A 12,701-nucleotide genomic window follows, 5' to 3' on the forward strand; every position below is an offset into this window, starting at 1 on the left:
GCTGGAACAGTTCCCACAACTCATCCGGCACCAGCCGCTCAACGATCCCTGCCACGGCCGACAGCCTACCGAGCCAAATGAGATGCCCTCTAAGGTGCGGCCCCGGGTGGGCAGGCTGCCCTCGGGGAATGTGGCGAGGGCCGTGGCCGACGGCCTGGTCCGGAGCGACGGGCAACCCCTTGAAGGCATCGACATCGGGTCAACCCCTGTGACCGCACGACGCAGCAGTGGCTCGCAAGGAGCATCCTCCCGTCAACATGCAGATTTCTAAAGGGAGATGAGTAAAAGAGCCCCCTGTTATGGTGCGCCTGTGTCATCGATCAAGCAGTTCCAGGTCACCTTTGACTGCGCAGAACCTGAGCGCGTCGCTCGCTTTTGGTGCGAGGTGTTGGGGTACGTCGTAGCGCCGCCACCGGCGGGGTTCGCCACTTGGGGCGATTTCGACCGCTCCCGGCCTCTTGAGGATCAGGGTTCATGGTTCGCCTGCAGTGATCCCTCAGGTGTGGGTCCGCGACTGTTCTTTCAGCGCGTTCCCGAAGGCAAGGCCGTCAAGAATCGGCTGCATCTTGACGTGAGGGTCGGCACCGGGCTCGTGGGTGAAGAGCGCCTCGCCACGCTCGAAGCCGAGTGCGCACGACTGATCGCGCTCGGCGCGGTACGCGTGCGACTGCTGTATGACGGCAACGATTCGTGCATCGTGATGCAGGACATCGAGGGAAACGAGTTTTGTCTCGACTGAGCATCCTCCGAGCCGGCGAGGTGGGGAGCCGTCTCCCTTGGGCCTCTCTTGCAGCCGCTGGCACAATGAGGTGGATCGGTCCTGGTGACCGTGTCCGCGTCAGGAGTTCAGGGCTGTTCGGGCATGGGGACTTCGCCATGAACGGTATCGGATGACTTGTGGGAGCGGATTGAGCTGCTGCTGCCACGCAAGGAACGCCGGTTCAGACACCCGGGCCGCAAGCCGCTGCCGGATCGACAGGTGCCGTGCGGCATCCTCTTCGTGTCGCATACCGGTATCCCATGGGAGCACCTGCCCGCGGAGTTGGGCTTCGGCTCGGGCATGACCTGCTGGCGGCGGCTGCGGGACTGGGACGAGGCCGGCGTCTGGCAGCGGCTGCACGAAATGCTGCCGGCCGAGCCGAATGGGGCGGCCCGTATCGACTGGTCGCGGGCGGTGGTCGGCTCCAGCCACGTGCGGGCCATAAAAGGGAGAGCCGCACGGGACCGAGTCCGGTCGATCGCGGCCGGACCGGATCGAAGCACCACCTGATCACCGACGGACACGGCACCCCGCTCGCCGTGATCCTTGCTGGCGGCAATCGAAACGACGTCACCCGGCTCATGCCGCTGATCGACGTCGTCCCACCGGTCAGGGGCCGGGTCGGGCGCCCACGACGCAGGCCGGCTCCGCTCTTCGCCGACCGCGAGTACGACCATGACATCTCGCCGTGGGTCCCACCCGCAGTCACGGCCATGCGGTGGTGCCGGCACCTATGTGGTTTTCGATACGCCGACGATATGTGGCGACTCGTACCCTCGGAGCATGCGAGTGCTGATCGTCGAGGACGAGCCCTATATGGCAGAAGCCATCCGCGATGGCCTGCGCCTGGAAGCGATCGCGTCCGACATCGCCGGTGACGGTGACACCGCTTTGGAACTGCTGAGCATCAACGCCTACGACATCGCCGTCCTCGACCGCGACATTCCCGGCCCTTCCGGCGACGAGATCGCCAAACGCATCGTCGCCTCCGGCAGCGGCATGCCGATCATCATGCTCACCGCCGCCGACCGGCTCGACGACAAGGCCTCCGGGTTCGGACTCGGCGCCGACGACTACCTCACCAAGCCGTTCGAGCTTCAGGAACTCGTGCTCAGGCTCAGAGCACTCGACCGCAGACGTGCACACAACAGGCCGCCCGTGCGGGAGATCGCGGGCCTGCGGCTCGATCCGTTCCGCCGCGAAGTCTGCCGCGACGGTCACTACGTCGCGCTGACCAGGAAGCAGTTCGCCGTGCTCGAAGTCCTCGTCGCTGCCGAAGGCGGTGTCGTCAGCGCCGAGGAGCTTCTGGAGCGGGCATGGGATGAGAACGCGGACCCGTTCACCAACGCCGTACGCATCACGGTCTCGGCACTGCGCAAACGGCTCGGTGAACCCTGGGTCATTGCCACGGTGTCCGGCGCCGGGTACCGCATCGACACGCGACCAGCGGCCGGCCACGAGGGAGGAGACCGTGGATAGGCAGCCTGGGTTCAGCGTTCGCTTCAAGCTCACCCTCAGCTACGCCGGATTCCTCATGTTCGCCGGCCTCCTGCTGCTCGCGGCGGTGTGGGTTTTCCTCCTGCGCTACGTCCCCGATCGTGCGATGCTCATCAACCCCGATGACAAGCCCAAGGGTGTCTTTCCCGTCCGGTCCGCCCTCCTGGACGTTTTCGCTCCGAGGGCAGCCGCAGTACTGGCGTTCCTGCTGGTGTTCGGTCTTGTGGGCGGGTGGATTCTCGCCGGCCGCATGCTCGCCCCGCTGACCCGCATCACGGACGCCACAAGCATGGCCACGAAAGGATCACTCTCCCACCGGATCCGGCTGCCGGGCCGCAAGGACGAGTTCCGTGAACTCGCCGACGCCTTCGACACGATGCTCGCCCGCCTCGAAGCGCACGTAGCCGAGCAGCGGAGATTCGCGGCCAACGCCTCGCACGAACTGCGCACCCCGCTGGCGATCTCGCAGGCGCTTCTCGACGTGGCTCGCAACGATCCGACGCAGGACCTCGGCGAGATCATCAACCGCCTGCACGCCGTCAACGCCCGGGCGATCGACCTCACCGAGGCACTGCTCGTGCTCAGCCGCGCCGACCAGAGGTCCTTCACCCGAGAACCTGTCGACCTCTCCCTGCTCGTGGAAGAGGCCACCGAGACGCTGCTCCCGCTCGCCGAGAAGCGCGGTGTCACCATCGAGACCTCCGGTGACATCGCCCCGGCTTTCGGCTCGCAGGCGCTCCTGCTGCAGTTGACGACGAACCTTGTGCACAACGCGATCGTGCACAACCTGTCCGACGGGGGAACGGTGTGGGTCGAGACCGGCGCCGGCCCCGAGACCGTGGTGCTCACGGTCGAGAACAGCGGCGAGAAGCTCTCCCCGCAGTTGGCCTCGACTCTCACCGAGCCGTTTCAGCACGCCACCGAACGTATTCGCAACGACCACGCAGGTGTCGGACTCGGCCTGGCCATCGTCCGGCGGATCACCGAGGTGCACGACGGGTCCCTCACCATCACCCCGCGCGCTGAGGGCGGACTCCGTATCGCCGTTCAACTGCCCGCACCACCAGCACTTTCTCCCAAGGACATCTGATCAGTGAGTGAAGCACTACGAGAAGTTCCGGATGCGCGGCAGCAGGGCGACGCCGAGGAGCGCGCCGAGATCCTGGACACGGCTCAGGCCGGGCAGTGCGGCGCCGGTCGCGGGGACACCGGCTCGGGTGCCCGGCGCGCGCGTATCCGCCGGGCGGTCCGCAGCTTCTCCGGGCCGGACCCGTGGAAGCGCGGCCCGGTGCTCGCGGCGCTGGCGCTGGCGCTCGGCCTGCTCATGCTGCTGCACGCGGAGATCACGGACAGGGGCGGTCTCGGCAGCCTGGTGGAGACGTTCCTGCCGTGGTCCGGCCTGTTCGTCCCGATGCTCCTTGCCGGGGCGCTGTGGCGCCGCTCCGCCGCGGCGGGGGTCGCGCTGCTGCTGCCGGCCGTGACGTGGCTGAGCCTCTTCGGCGGACTGCTCTTCGACAAGTCCCAGTCGGGCGGCGACCTCACCGTGGTCAGCCACAACGTCAACGTCGAGAACCCCGACCCGGCCGGCACCGCCCGCGACCTGGCCGCCTCCGGGGCGGACCTGCTGGCGCTCGAGGAGATGACCCCGCAGGCCACGGTCGCGTACGGGAAGGAGCTGGCGAAGGCATACCCGTACCACACGGTGCAGGGCACGGTCGGGCTGTGGAGCAAGCTGCCGCTGTCGGACTCCCGGTCGGTCGACGTCCTGCGGGGCGATGCCGGGTCGCTGGCGGAAACCCGGCGGGCCGAGGACCTCCCCGTGGACCCGCCCCGGGCGCTGCGCACCACGGTGGCCACGGACCGGGGGCCGCTGGTGGTGTACGTGGCGCACCTGGGGTCGGTGCGGCTGATGCCCAGGCACGGCTTCTGGACGGACTCGCGCGACGTCGGCGCGGTCGCGCTCGCCAAGGCCGTCGCCGCCGAGCAGAACGAGCGGGTGGTGGTGCTCGGCGACATGAACGGCACCACCGACGACCGCGCGTTCGACGGCCTTGCCTCGCAGCTGCACTCGGCCCAGGAAGCGGCCGGGAAGGGCTTCGGCTTCAGCTGGCCGGCGTCCTTCCCGATGGCGCGGATCGATCAGATCCTGGTCAGGGGCGTGGAGCCGAAGAGCTCGTGGGTACTGCCGGCCACCGGCAGCGACCATCTGCCGGTGGCGGCCAGCCTCAGCTGGTGACCGCTGCCGTCAGCCGCTCCCGCGAGAGCCCCACAGGACACAGCTCAGCGGCCGGCCACTCAGCCGGCCGCTCCTGGTCCTCCTCGGTGTTCGCCCGGAACCCGTACGCCTCACGGATCTCCTTGCGATGCCGTTCGATCCGGTCGTCCTGCCAGTCGTAGGCCGCCCCGCCCCCGGCCGGTGCCGAGATCGGCAGCCACCCCGGCACAGACCGCGCCGGCGTGGCTGCCGACCTGCGGCAACGACGTCGTCCCCATCCCCGGAACCCGGCACGCGCCCACCCCTGCTCGATCCGCTTCAACACGTCGATCCAACAGGGAAGGTGGCCGAGTTAGCAGGACGTCACTGACGACGCCGCCGACGTCCTCAAGCTGATCCTGGAGCATCGGACGGCCCGGAAGATCAACACGGTCATCGACGCGACTTCCCTGATGGTTCAGCGAGTTCAAGGACTCGCCGGGGTGTGGACGAGTGGTCGGATCGACAGCCCAAGGCAGTGGGGTCAGTGGTGATCCCACCACCAGGAGATGCTCGGGTAGGGCAAAGGGCTGGTGTCGTCGGTGGACAGCGAGGGTGCCCAGAAGGCGGGTGTCCGGATGACCTGGTCCAGTCGCGGAAGTCGGACCGGCAGGGGGTTGTATCGCCGCGCGCACAGGGTGGCCTCGGTGTTGGCGATGACGAACTGGCCCAGCCTTTCGACGAGGTAGCGCAGTGAGGGAGTGGCGGCGGGGGTCAGAAGCCGTTCGCGCAACTGGAGGAAGAGGAGCATCAGGCGGTCACGGGTCTCGACCGTCAGAGCGACGGCGCGGTCGAAGGAGACCCCGCGGCTGGTCCGCAGGACGTCCACGAAGTTGGTGCCGGGTTGTCCCTCGGCCTTCTCCTTGTGGAAGGAGGTGACGTCGTTCTCCAGGGCGCACATCAGTGTCACGCACTCGATGAGGGCTTGGACCGCCGGGGAGTCCCATTCCTCGTCCGGGGTGGGCCCGGGTCCGCACATGTCGATGAGGACGGCGTAGACGAAACCACCGAAGTCCTCAAAGCGGGAGAAGAGGTACTCGTCCTCACCGGGTCGGTCGAGGTGCAGCTTGTGCACGGCACTGGTGAGCAGGCGCCGGAAACCGGTGGCGAGCCGGATGGTGTGCGCGGGTGCACAGGCGGTGCGAAGTTGTTCCATGGCGTCGTGTCCAGCCCGGACGAGGACGTGGTCGCCCGCGGTCACGCGGTAGCCCGGGGACTCCAGGACGCGCATGACGCGGCACATCAGGCGGAAGAGGTCGCCGGGACGACTGCGGGCGTCGGCGTGGTCCAGGACATCGTCGTCGAGAACGAGAGCCCACTCCGTGATGCAGCCGATACCGCGCAGCACGGCAGGAGGGGTCTGCGGAGTGGAGAACCTGCCCAGGCACCAGGCCAGGACGCTGCCGCAGTCGCCGGAGTCGGGCCGGTCCTCCAGGAAGCCGTACGACTCCTTCCACGCGGTCACCTCGGTGGCCACATTCGACGGGACGTGGGACACCTCCGGCATCGGCAGCGGGTAGTGGAAGCGCGGCGCCGGACGTGGTCCGGTCGCGGGTGCGGACAGGTCCGCCTGGGAGGTGTCACTGCTCATTCATGTTCCTTCGCCGAGGGGCCAGTTGACGAGCATGTGCCACCAGGACCGGACCGACTGGAGAAAGAAGGAACATCATCCGATCGGGTGGTTCTCCGTGCTGTCGTCGGTGTGTGGGTCCGAGGCTCCGCGGCGTCCGCGCCGGGGGACCGTGCCGCCGGACCCGCGGCTCGCGGGGCGGGCGAGGAATGGCCGGGGCGCTGCAGGTCGGTCGCACCGGCGCCGGCCGGGCAGGGCGTCGCGGGTGCGGTGGTGGAAGGCGAGGAGGGCAAGGAGCGCGGTGGCAGCGAACCAGAGGAGCTGGAGTCCGAACCGGGAGGTGGCGGGGCTGGTGGAGAAGCCCGCCGTGGTGGCCGCCTGGACCGTGCCGTAGGTGGGTAGCAGCCGCAGCAGCCGGCTGTCGGCCCCCGAGCTCAGGACGGGGTTCTGCAGGGCGACGTCTACGACGCTTGTCATCACCATGGCGAACATTCCCTCGACCTCGCGGTGAAGGAGGGAGCCGAAGACGACACCGAGGACGCCGTAGGTCATGGCCGCGCAGAAGAGGGCGGCGGCGAGGAGCAGCGGTTGCTCGGGCATCCACGCGGTGCAGGTGACTGCCGTGGCGTAGGCGGCGAGGACCGCGGAGATGAGCGCCAGCGAGGCGGTCCTCGCCAGGACGAGGTGGGTACGGGAGAAGCCGGCCATGGCCAGGCGCCGGTCGAAGCGTCCGGCGGCGAAGGTGGCGGCGAACATCATGAATCCGGTGACCAGGGTCACCGCGTTGACAGCGCCGGTGATCTGGGTGAGCCGGCTGCCGGGAGGCGACACCGTCTCTCCGGTGGCGGCCAGGTGGAAGGAGACGGCCCTGTCGGGGATGGTGAGGTAGACCAGGCTGATCCAGGTGGGGACGAAGAGGACGACCAGTAGCAGGGCGAACCGGTTGCGGGCGTGCGCGACGAGGTCGTACCGGGTGGCCGTGGCGAGCAGGACCAGGTGTCTTCTCACGCCGTCGCCGCCGTCTCCGGGCGCAGCCGGCCCTCGTCCAGCCGCCACAGTTCGTCGAGACGCCTGGTGTCGTAGGCCAGGTGGGAGACGACGAGGACGGAGCGCCCAGCGTCGCTCAGCCGGGTGGCCAGCTCCCAGAAGCGTTGGTAGGTGTCCCAGTCGAAGCCCTGGTACGGCTCGTCCAGCAGCAGGACCTGGGGGTCATGCATCAGGGCGAGTGTGAGGTTGAGTTTCTGCCGCGTGCCGCCGCTCAGTACCCCGGCGGGTGCGTCGGCGTAGGCCCACAGCCGCAGTTCCTCCATGATCCCTTCGGCGTGCCGCAGGTCCGGCAGGCCGAACGCGATCCGGAAGAACTCCAGGTGCTGACGTACGGTGAGTGCGTCGTTGAGCACCGCCTCCTGTGGGCAGTACCCGAAACGCCCCCGGTGACGGACCGAGCCCTCATGGGGGCGCAGCTCACCGGCCAGGATCTTCAACAGGGTCGTCTTCCCGGCACCGTTCTCACCGACGATCCCGGCCAGGACGCCAGGGGCGAGGTCCAGATCGACACCGCGCAGAACCGCGCGCCCGTGGTAGCCGTGATACAGACTCTGTACTTCCATCGCGTCCCCTGCCATCCGGATCCCACATACTCAAACGGACATCGGATGATCGGGACACGGCGTGTCCACCTTCGCGTTGGCACGCCACTCCATGCAGGCGACGCCGGTGGGCGGGCAGGTGCCACCACACTGCGGGCACCGTGCGCTGAGCTGCCCCGGTCATGGGAGAAGCGCCGTGGGCCAGTGCCCGATCAACGTGGCGCACGCGAGGATCGGCGCGGTCGGTGAGCAGGCGACAGCTGCCCCCCCAAGACCTGGTGGCGCCGTGCACGCTCCGCTGGAGCCAGGCCGTGCCTGTCCTCCGCCTCGCGTCCTCCGGCCGAGGTCCGCATGGCCCTCGGCCCACACCCAGGAGCGTCGGGGCAAGGGTCTACTGGCTGCCCCCAGGATCCTTGGCCCGCCCTTTGGCGACACCCGAACGTGCCCGCTCTGCCGACCGTGAGCCACCCCACGGACCTGAACCCAAGCACCTGACAGGGAACGCGACCAACGTCGAACAGTCCGTGAGGGGGGAACTGGTGACAGCCGCCGAGCGGCACGGCATGCCGACGGTCGCGGTCGTGGTTACTCGCCCGGATCATCTGGGCGGTGACAAGGCGTATTCCTCGCGCCGTAACCGCCGTTACCCGCGTCGACGCCAGAGCAAGCACACCATCCCCGAACCGAGGGACCAGCGGGCCAATCGCCGTAGCCGTGGCAGCAAGGGTGGTCGCCCTGCCGGCTTCAACAAGGAGATCTGCAAGCGCCGCAACGAAGTCGAGCGGACGATCAATGCCCTCAAGGGCTTCCGGGCGGTGGCCACGCGATATGACAAGCACGCCTATGTCTTCCAGGGCACCGTGACCATCGCAGCGATCCGGCTCTGGCTCCGGGGGTGGATCCGTTATCGCGGTCCGCGGAGGTTCCTGTCGTCGGTGAATTCGTGTTCCTCGGTTCCGGTGCTCAGGACGGTCGAGCGGAACGAGGCGACGACTGGGCGGAGATCGATCCGATGCCAGGCGGCCCATAGGCGCACGGACCTCTGGAACCAGGGAAGTTCGCGGATTGTGACTCCTGGAGTGCGGCCGCGCAGCATGCTCTTCTGCACGAACGCCATGCCGAGCCCTGATGCGACGAGGCCGAGTGCGGTGAGGGGGTCTGGCGCCTCGAGCCGGATGTCGGGGGTGAAGCCGACGGCGGCGCAGGAGGCGACGAAGCCGTCCCGCCAGGTGGGGTCCTGGCTGTCTTCCATGGCGACCCATGGCTGGGCGTCCAGGGCCCCGGGCAAGATCTCCGCCGCGTCGGCGAGGGGGTGGCTGTTCGGCATGGCCAGGAGCAGGGGGTCCTCGAGGAGGAGGGCGCTGCGCAGGTCCGGGTCGGTCTCGGGCGGTGCCTGCGGGACCAGGGCGATGTCCAGGCTGCGTTGGCGCAGCCCTTCGAACTGCTGTGATGCGGTCAGGTCGTAGAGGGCGACGTGGATCCCGGGACGGTCGTCGTGCAGTTCCCGCAGGGCCCGGGGCAGGAGGCCGGTGTGCATGGCGTGGCCCACGTATCCCACACACAGGCCGCCCTCCTCGCCCCGGCCGAGGCGCCGGCCCAGGTTCTCCAGCCGGTCCGCGTGCCGCAGCAGGGCCGTGGCCTCGGTGAGGAAGACGCGGCCGTCGGAGGTGAGCCGAATGCGCTGCTGGGTGCGCTCGAACAGCGTGAGGCCCAGGATCTTCTCCAGCTGAGCGATCTGCCGGCTCAACGGCGACTGCGAGATGTGCAGGCGTTCGGCGGCCCGGCCGACGTGTTCCTCTTCGGCGACGGCCACGAAATAGCGAAGTTGACGCAGGTCAAGCATTTAAGACCTCTCGGGACTCAAGTCTGTCCAGGTAAGTCTTGGACAGTCTTACCCGTCGATCCCAACCTCGACAGAGCAAGAGCCGCGGAGCGGGAAAAACCCCACGAAATCCGCGTCACGCAATGAAGAGAAGGATCTTCCACATGGGCATCAAGTCCCTTCTGCCGGGCACCCTCGGCTTCGGTACCGCACCGCTGGGCAACATGTTCCGCAGCATCCCGGACGAGGAGGCCGCGGCCACCGTCGAGGCCGCCTGGAACCAGGGCATCCGTTACTTCGACACCGCCCCGTTCTACGGCGCCGGCCTGTCCGAGATCCGCCTGGGCGAGGTCCTCGCCGGCCGACCGCGCGACGAGTTCGTGCTCAGCACCAAAGTAGGCCGCGTCATCCTGGACGAGCCGGAGGATCCCACCACCCGAGACCTGGGCGAAAAAGGCGGCCTCTTCGAATACGGCCGTCCGAACAAGGTGATCGACGACTACACGGCGGACGCCACCCTGCGCTCCGTCGAGGACAGCCTCACGCGCCTGAAGACGGACCGCCTCGACATCGTCTGGGTGCACGACGTCGCCCAGGACTTCCACGGAGACCACTGGCTGGCCGTCTACGAGACCGCGCGCACCGGCGCTTTCCGCGTGCTGCAGCGGCTCCGCGAAGAAGGCGTCATCAAGGCCTGGGGCCTCGGCGTCAACCGAGTGGAGCCGATCGAGCTCACCCTCGACCTGAACGAACCCCGGCCCGACGCGTTCCTCCTGGCCGGCCGCTACACCCTCCTCGACCACGACCGGTCCCTGCAGCGCCTGCTGCCCACCGCCATCGAGCAGGGCGTCGACATGGTCGTCGGAGGCCCCTACAGTTCCGGCGTCCTCGCCGGCGGCCGACACTTCGAGTACCAGCAGGCCCCGACGGAGATCATCGCCAGGGTCGAGCGGATCAGGACACTCGCCGCCGAGCACGGTGTGAGCATCAAGGCCGCAGCGCTGCAGTTCGCACTGGCCCACCCCGCCACGGCCGCCGTCATACCCGGCGCCACCCGGCCCAGCCGCATCACCGAGGACGTCGCCGCCCTCGCCGAGAGTGTCCCGGTCGCCTTCTGGGCCGCCCTGCGCGACGAGAAGCTCATCGCCGCTCACGCCCCCACCCCCACCGCCTGACGCACCACAGAAAGCACCCGCCATGGCCACCATCACCGTATCCCTCGACCTGTCGCAGGGCCCCGACCGCATCTGGCAGCTCATCGGCGGTTTCGGATCCCTGCCCGACTGGCTCCCCTACATCCCCGAGAGCGAACTGAGCGAAGGCGGCCGTGTACGCCGCCTGACCAACCAGGACGGCGGCGTCGTCATCGAACGCCTCCAGGCCTTCGACCACGATGCGCGCAGCTACTCATACGCCATCGAACGGGCGCCCTTCCCGGTGACCGGCTACCTCTCCACTCTGCGCGTCCACGCCGTCCCCGGTCGCCCCCACGCCTCGCGCGTCGAATGGTCCGGCACGTTCACCCCCGTCGGTGTCAGCGACGCCGAAGCCGAGGACCTCTTCCACGGCATCTACACCGACGGTCTCGCCGCGCTCGAGAAGACCGTGAGCGCCTGAGACGGAACGGCATCACTGAGCGCCGCCCACGTGTACTGGCGGCGCTCGGCGACGCCCGGAATTGCGCCAAGACCCATCAGCGCAACGGGCGATGAGCAGGTGGGACTTGCCCGTGCCGGAGTCGCCGATCAGGCAGAGCGGCTGCCCCCTCTTGATCCACTCGCAGCCGGCGAGGGCGTGGATCGTGGCCGGGTCGATGTTCGGGTGTGCCTCGAAGCCGAAGGTCCGCAGGGACTTCTCGCGGGGGAAGCCCGCCGCCCTGATCCGCCTCGCGTTCCCGCTGATCGCCATCCAGGTGCTGCACGCCGGACCGGCCGAGGTCGCCGCGCTCTCCTCCATGGGGGCCGCGGTGGGCGCGGCCGTGGCGGTGCCGCTCGGCCCATGGGTGGAGTTCCGCCGCAAGCGGCCGGTGCTGATCGCGATGGACCTGGTGCGGTTCGCGGCGCTGCTGACGATCCCCGCCGCGTTCGCGCTCGGCGTGCTCACCTTCCTTCAGCTCCTGCTGGTCTCGGTCGTCGTCGCGGCGGCCGACATCACCTTCCGTGCCGCCTCCGGCGCGTACCTGAAGACGCTGCTGCCGGCCGAGGACCTGCTCGTCGCCAACGCCCGGTTCGAGTCCACGGCCTGGACGACCACGATCATCGGACCACCGCTGGGCGGCGCGGCGATCGGACTCCTCGGTCCGGTGGCGACGGTGGTGGCCGACGCGGTCAGCTACCTGCTCTCGGCCCTGGGTATCCGCGCGATGGGCGGGCACGAGCCTCGGCCCGAGCGCCGGGAGGCCGCGCGTATGCGGGCCGGAGACCTGCTCGACGGCTGGCGCTCCATCCTCGCCGACGCGACGCTGCGTACCCTGTTCTTCAACACCGCCCTGTTCAACGGCCTGCTGATGGCCACCCAGCCGCTGCTGGCCGTCCTGATGCTCGGCCGACTCGGGTTCGCACCATGGCAGTACGGCCTCGCCTTCGCCGCGCCCGCGATCGGCGGACTGCTCGGTTCGCTGCTGGCCCGACCGCTCGTCACCCGGTTCGGACAGCACCGGGTCCTGGTCGTGGCCGGGACGCTGCGCGCGATCTGGCCCATCGGCCTGGCCTTCCTGGGCCCAGGCACCGGCGGACTGCTCCTGGTGATGGGCGTCGAACTCGGGCTCATCTTCAGCTGCGGGGTCTTCAACCCCGTCCACGCCACCTACCGTCTCCAGCGCACCGCGACCGACCGGGTCACCCGCACGCTGTCCGCCTGGACGGTGACGACCAAGGCCTCGACCGCACTCCTGACGGCCGTCTGGGGCGTGCTGGGCAGCCTGCTCGGCCCGCGTACGGCCATCGGTCTGGCCGGCGTGCTCCTGCTGGCGACTCCGCTGCTGCTCCCTCGTCGCGCGGCAGTGCTCGCCTCCGAGCCGGAGCCGGCACCGAACCGCGCCTGACCGGCCGCCACAGCCGTCACCGTGATCGGACCGCGCTCCCCGTCTTCGGAACGACTCACCCCTCCGCGTACAGCTCGGAGATGAACGCGAGGGCTCCGCCGTGGCCGGTGGGGGTCTCGACGCGGCAAATCATGGCTCACATGCCCGATGAGCCCCGACAACCCCC

Annotated in this window: 13 protein-coding genes and 2 pseudogenes; 9 read left to right on the plus strand and 6 right to left on the minus strand. The window is 68.9% G+C overall.

Going from position 1 to position 12,701, the window contains the following annotated elements:
• Positions 1 to 310 precede the first annotated feature (310 nt).
• The 5 genes and pseudogenes from ACIF80_RS36245 to ACIF80_RS36265 all read left to right on the plus strand — a co-directional run bounded on the left by ACIF80_RS36245 (position 311) and on the right by ACIF80_RS36265 (position 4,493).
• Positions 311 to 739 (plus strand): VOC family protein, encoded by a 429-nt coding sequence (locus ACIF80_RS36245; RefSeq protein WP_399812981.1) that lies wholly within the window; start codon positions 311 to 313, stop codon positions 737 to 739.
• A gap of 144 nt (positions 740 to 883) precedes the next feature.
• Positions 884 to 1,443: pseudogene (locus ACIF80_RS36250) on the plus strand (IS5 family transposase); the annotation flags it as partial.
• A gap of 100 nt (positions 1,444 to 1,543) precedes the next feature.
• Complete coding sequence (locus ACIF80_RS36255; RefSeq protein WP_399812984.1) at positions 1,544 to 2,239, plus strand: response regulator transcription factor; 696 nt, start codon at positions 1,544 to 1,546, stop codon at positions 2,237 to 2,239.
• Complete coding sequence (locus tag ACIF80_RS36260) at positions 2,232 to 3,347, plus strand: sensor histidine kinase (protein ID WP_399812987.1); 1,116 nt, start codon at positions 2,232 to 2,234, stop codon at positions 3,345 to 3,347. Before ACIF80_RS36255 ends, ACIF80_RS36260 begins: the two co-directional genes overlap by 8 nt.
• Positions 3,348 to 3,419: 72 nt before the next feature.
• Entirely contained in the window at positions 3,420 to 4,493 is a 1,074-nt protein-coding gene (locus tag ACIF80_RS36265) for an endonuclease/exonuclease/phosphatase family protein (protein ID WP_399813069.1), read from the plus strand.
• On the opposite strand, the gene ACIF80_RS36270 is transcribed toward ACIF80_RS36265, so the two are convergent.
• The 4 genes from ACIF80_RS36270 to ACIF80_RS36285 form a co-directional block, all read right to left on the minus strand.
• Entirely contained in the window at positions 4,483 to 4,701 is a 219-nt protein-coding gene (locus ACIF80_RS36270; protein WP_399812989.1) for a hypothetical protein, read from the minus strand. The two genes, ACIF80_RS36265 and ACIF80_RS36270, sit on opposite strands and share 11 nt — an antisense overlap.
• Positions 4,702 to 4,995: 294 nt before the next feature.
• Positions 4,996 to 6,102, minus strand: coding sequence for a terpene synthase family protein (locus tag ACIF80_RS36275; RefSeq protein WP_399812991.1), 1,107 nt, complete (start codon positions 6,100 to 6,102; stop codon positions 4,996 to 4,998).
• 75 nt (positions 6,103 to 6,177) lie between these two features.
• On the minus strand, positions 6,178 to 7,089 hold the full coding sequence (locus ACIF80_RS36280; protein WP_399812994.1) for an ABC transporter permease: 912 nt from the start codon (positions 7,087 to 7,089) through the stop codon (positions 6,178 to 6,180).
• Positions 7,086 to 7,691 (minus strand): ABC transporter ATP-binding protein, encoded by a 606-nt coding sequence (locus ACIF80_RS36285; RefSeq protein WP_399812997.1) that lies wholly within the window; start codon positions 7,689 to 7,691, stop codon positions 7,086 to 7,088. The genes ACIF80_RS36280 and ACIF80_RS36285 overlap by 4 nt, the downstream gene beginning before the upstream one ends.
• A 566-nt stretch (positions 7,692 to 8,257) precedes the next feature.
• Here ACIF80_RS36285 and ACIF80_RS36290 point away from each other — a divergent pair.
• Positions 8,258 to 8,563: pseudogene (locus ACIF80_RS36290) on the plus strand (IS5/IS1182 family transposase); the annotation flags it as partial.
• An 11-nt stretch (positions 8,564 to 8,574) separates the two neighbouring features.
• Here the strand turns inward: ACIF80_RS36290 and ACIF80_RS36295 are convergent.
• Positions 8,575 to 9,513: a LysR substrate-binding domain-containing protein gene (locus ACIF80_RS36295; protein ID WP_399813000.1), complete on the minus strand. Its 939-nt coding sequence runs from the start codon at positions 9,511 to 9,513 to the stop codon at positions 8,575 to 8,577.
• Between the two features lie 143 nt (positions 9,514 to 9,656).
• Here ACIF80_RS36295 and ACIF80_RS36300 point away from each other — a divergent pair, with 143 nt between their 5' ends.
• Together ACIF80_RS36300 and ACIF80_RS36305 are read left to right on the plus strand one after the other, a co-directional pair.
• Complete coding sequence (locus tag ACIF80_RS36300) at positions 9,657 to 10,667, plus strand: aldo/keto reductase (RefSeq protein ID WP_399813002.1); 1,011 nt, start codon at positions 9,657 to 9,659, stop codon at positions 10,665 to 10,667.
• A 22-nt stretch (positions 10,668 to 10,689) separates the two neighbouring features.
• On the plus strand, positions 10,690 to 11,109 hold the full coding sequence (locus ACIF80_RS36305; protein ID WP_399813004.1) for an SRPBCC family protein: 420 nt from the start codon (positions 10,690 to 10,692) through the stop codon (positions 11,107 to 11,109).
• Between the two features lie 12 nt (positions 11,110 to 11,121).
• Here ACIF80_RS36305 and ACIF80_RS36310 read toward each other — a convergent pair whose 3' ends face one another.
• Positions 11,122 to 11,400, minus strand: a complete 279-nt coding sequence (locus ACIF80_RS36310; RefSeq protein ID WP_399813007.1) for an ATP-binding protein — start codon at positions 11,398 to 11,400, stop codon at positions 11,122 to 11,124.
• Here ACIF80_RS36310 and ACIF80_RS36315 point away from each other — a divergent pair.
• Positions 11,306 to 12,535 carry an MFS transporter gene (locus tag ACIF80_RS36315; RefSeq protein ID WP_399813009.1) on the plus strand — a complete coding sequence of 410 codons (1,230 nt, stop codon included), beginning with the start codon at positions 11,306 to 11,308 and terminating at the stop codon, positions 12,533 to 12,535. The two genes, ACIF80_RS36310 and ACIF80_RS36315, sit on opposite strands and share 95 nt — an antisense overlap.
• Positions 12,536 to 12,701: the final 166 nt, after the last annotated feature.

The sequence above is a fragment of the Streptomyces sp. NPDC085927 genome, from assembly GCF_044540975.1.
GTDB lineage: Bacteria > Actinomycetota > Actinomycetes > Streptomycetales > Streptomycetaceae > Streptomyces > Streptomyces hirsutus.

Bases quoted from the DNA above. Each gene is read 5' to 3' on its own strand.
- ACIF80_RS36305 (WP_399813004.1), top strand. From the start codon at position 10,690: ATGGCCACCATCACCGTATCCCTCGACCTGTCGCAGGGCCCCGACCGC.
- ACIF80_RS36255 (WP_399812984.1), top strand. From the start codon at position 1,544: ATGCGAGTGCTGATCGTCGAGGACGAGCCCTATATGGCAGAAGCCATC.
- ACIF80_RS36310 (WP_399813007.1), bottom strand. From the start codon at position 11,400: ATGGCGATCAGCGGGAACGCGAGGCGGATCAGGGCGGCGGGCTTCCCC.
- ACIF80_RS36315 (WP_399813009.1), top strand. From the start codon at position 11,306: ATGTTCGGGTGTGCCTCGAAGCCGAAGGTCCGCAGGGACTTCTCGCGG.
- ACIF80_RS36295 (WP_399813000.1), bottom strand. From the start codon at position 9,513: ATGCTTGACCTGCGTCAACTTCGCTATTTCGTGGCCGTCGCCGAAGAG.
- ACIF80_RS36285 (WP_399812997.1), bottom strand. From the start codon at position 7,691: ATGGAAGTACAGAGTCTGTATCACGGCTACCACGGGCGCGCGGTTCTG.
- ACIF80_RS36275 (WP_399812991.1), bottom strand. From the start codon at position 6,102: ATGAGCAGTGACACCTCCCAGGCGGACCTGTCCGCACCCGCGACCGGA.
- ACIF80_RS36300 (WP_399813002.1), top strand. From the start codon at position 9,657: ATGGGCATCAAGTCCCTTCTGCCGGGCACCCTCGGCTTCGGTACCGCA.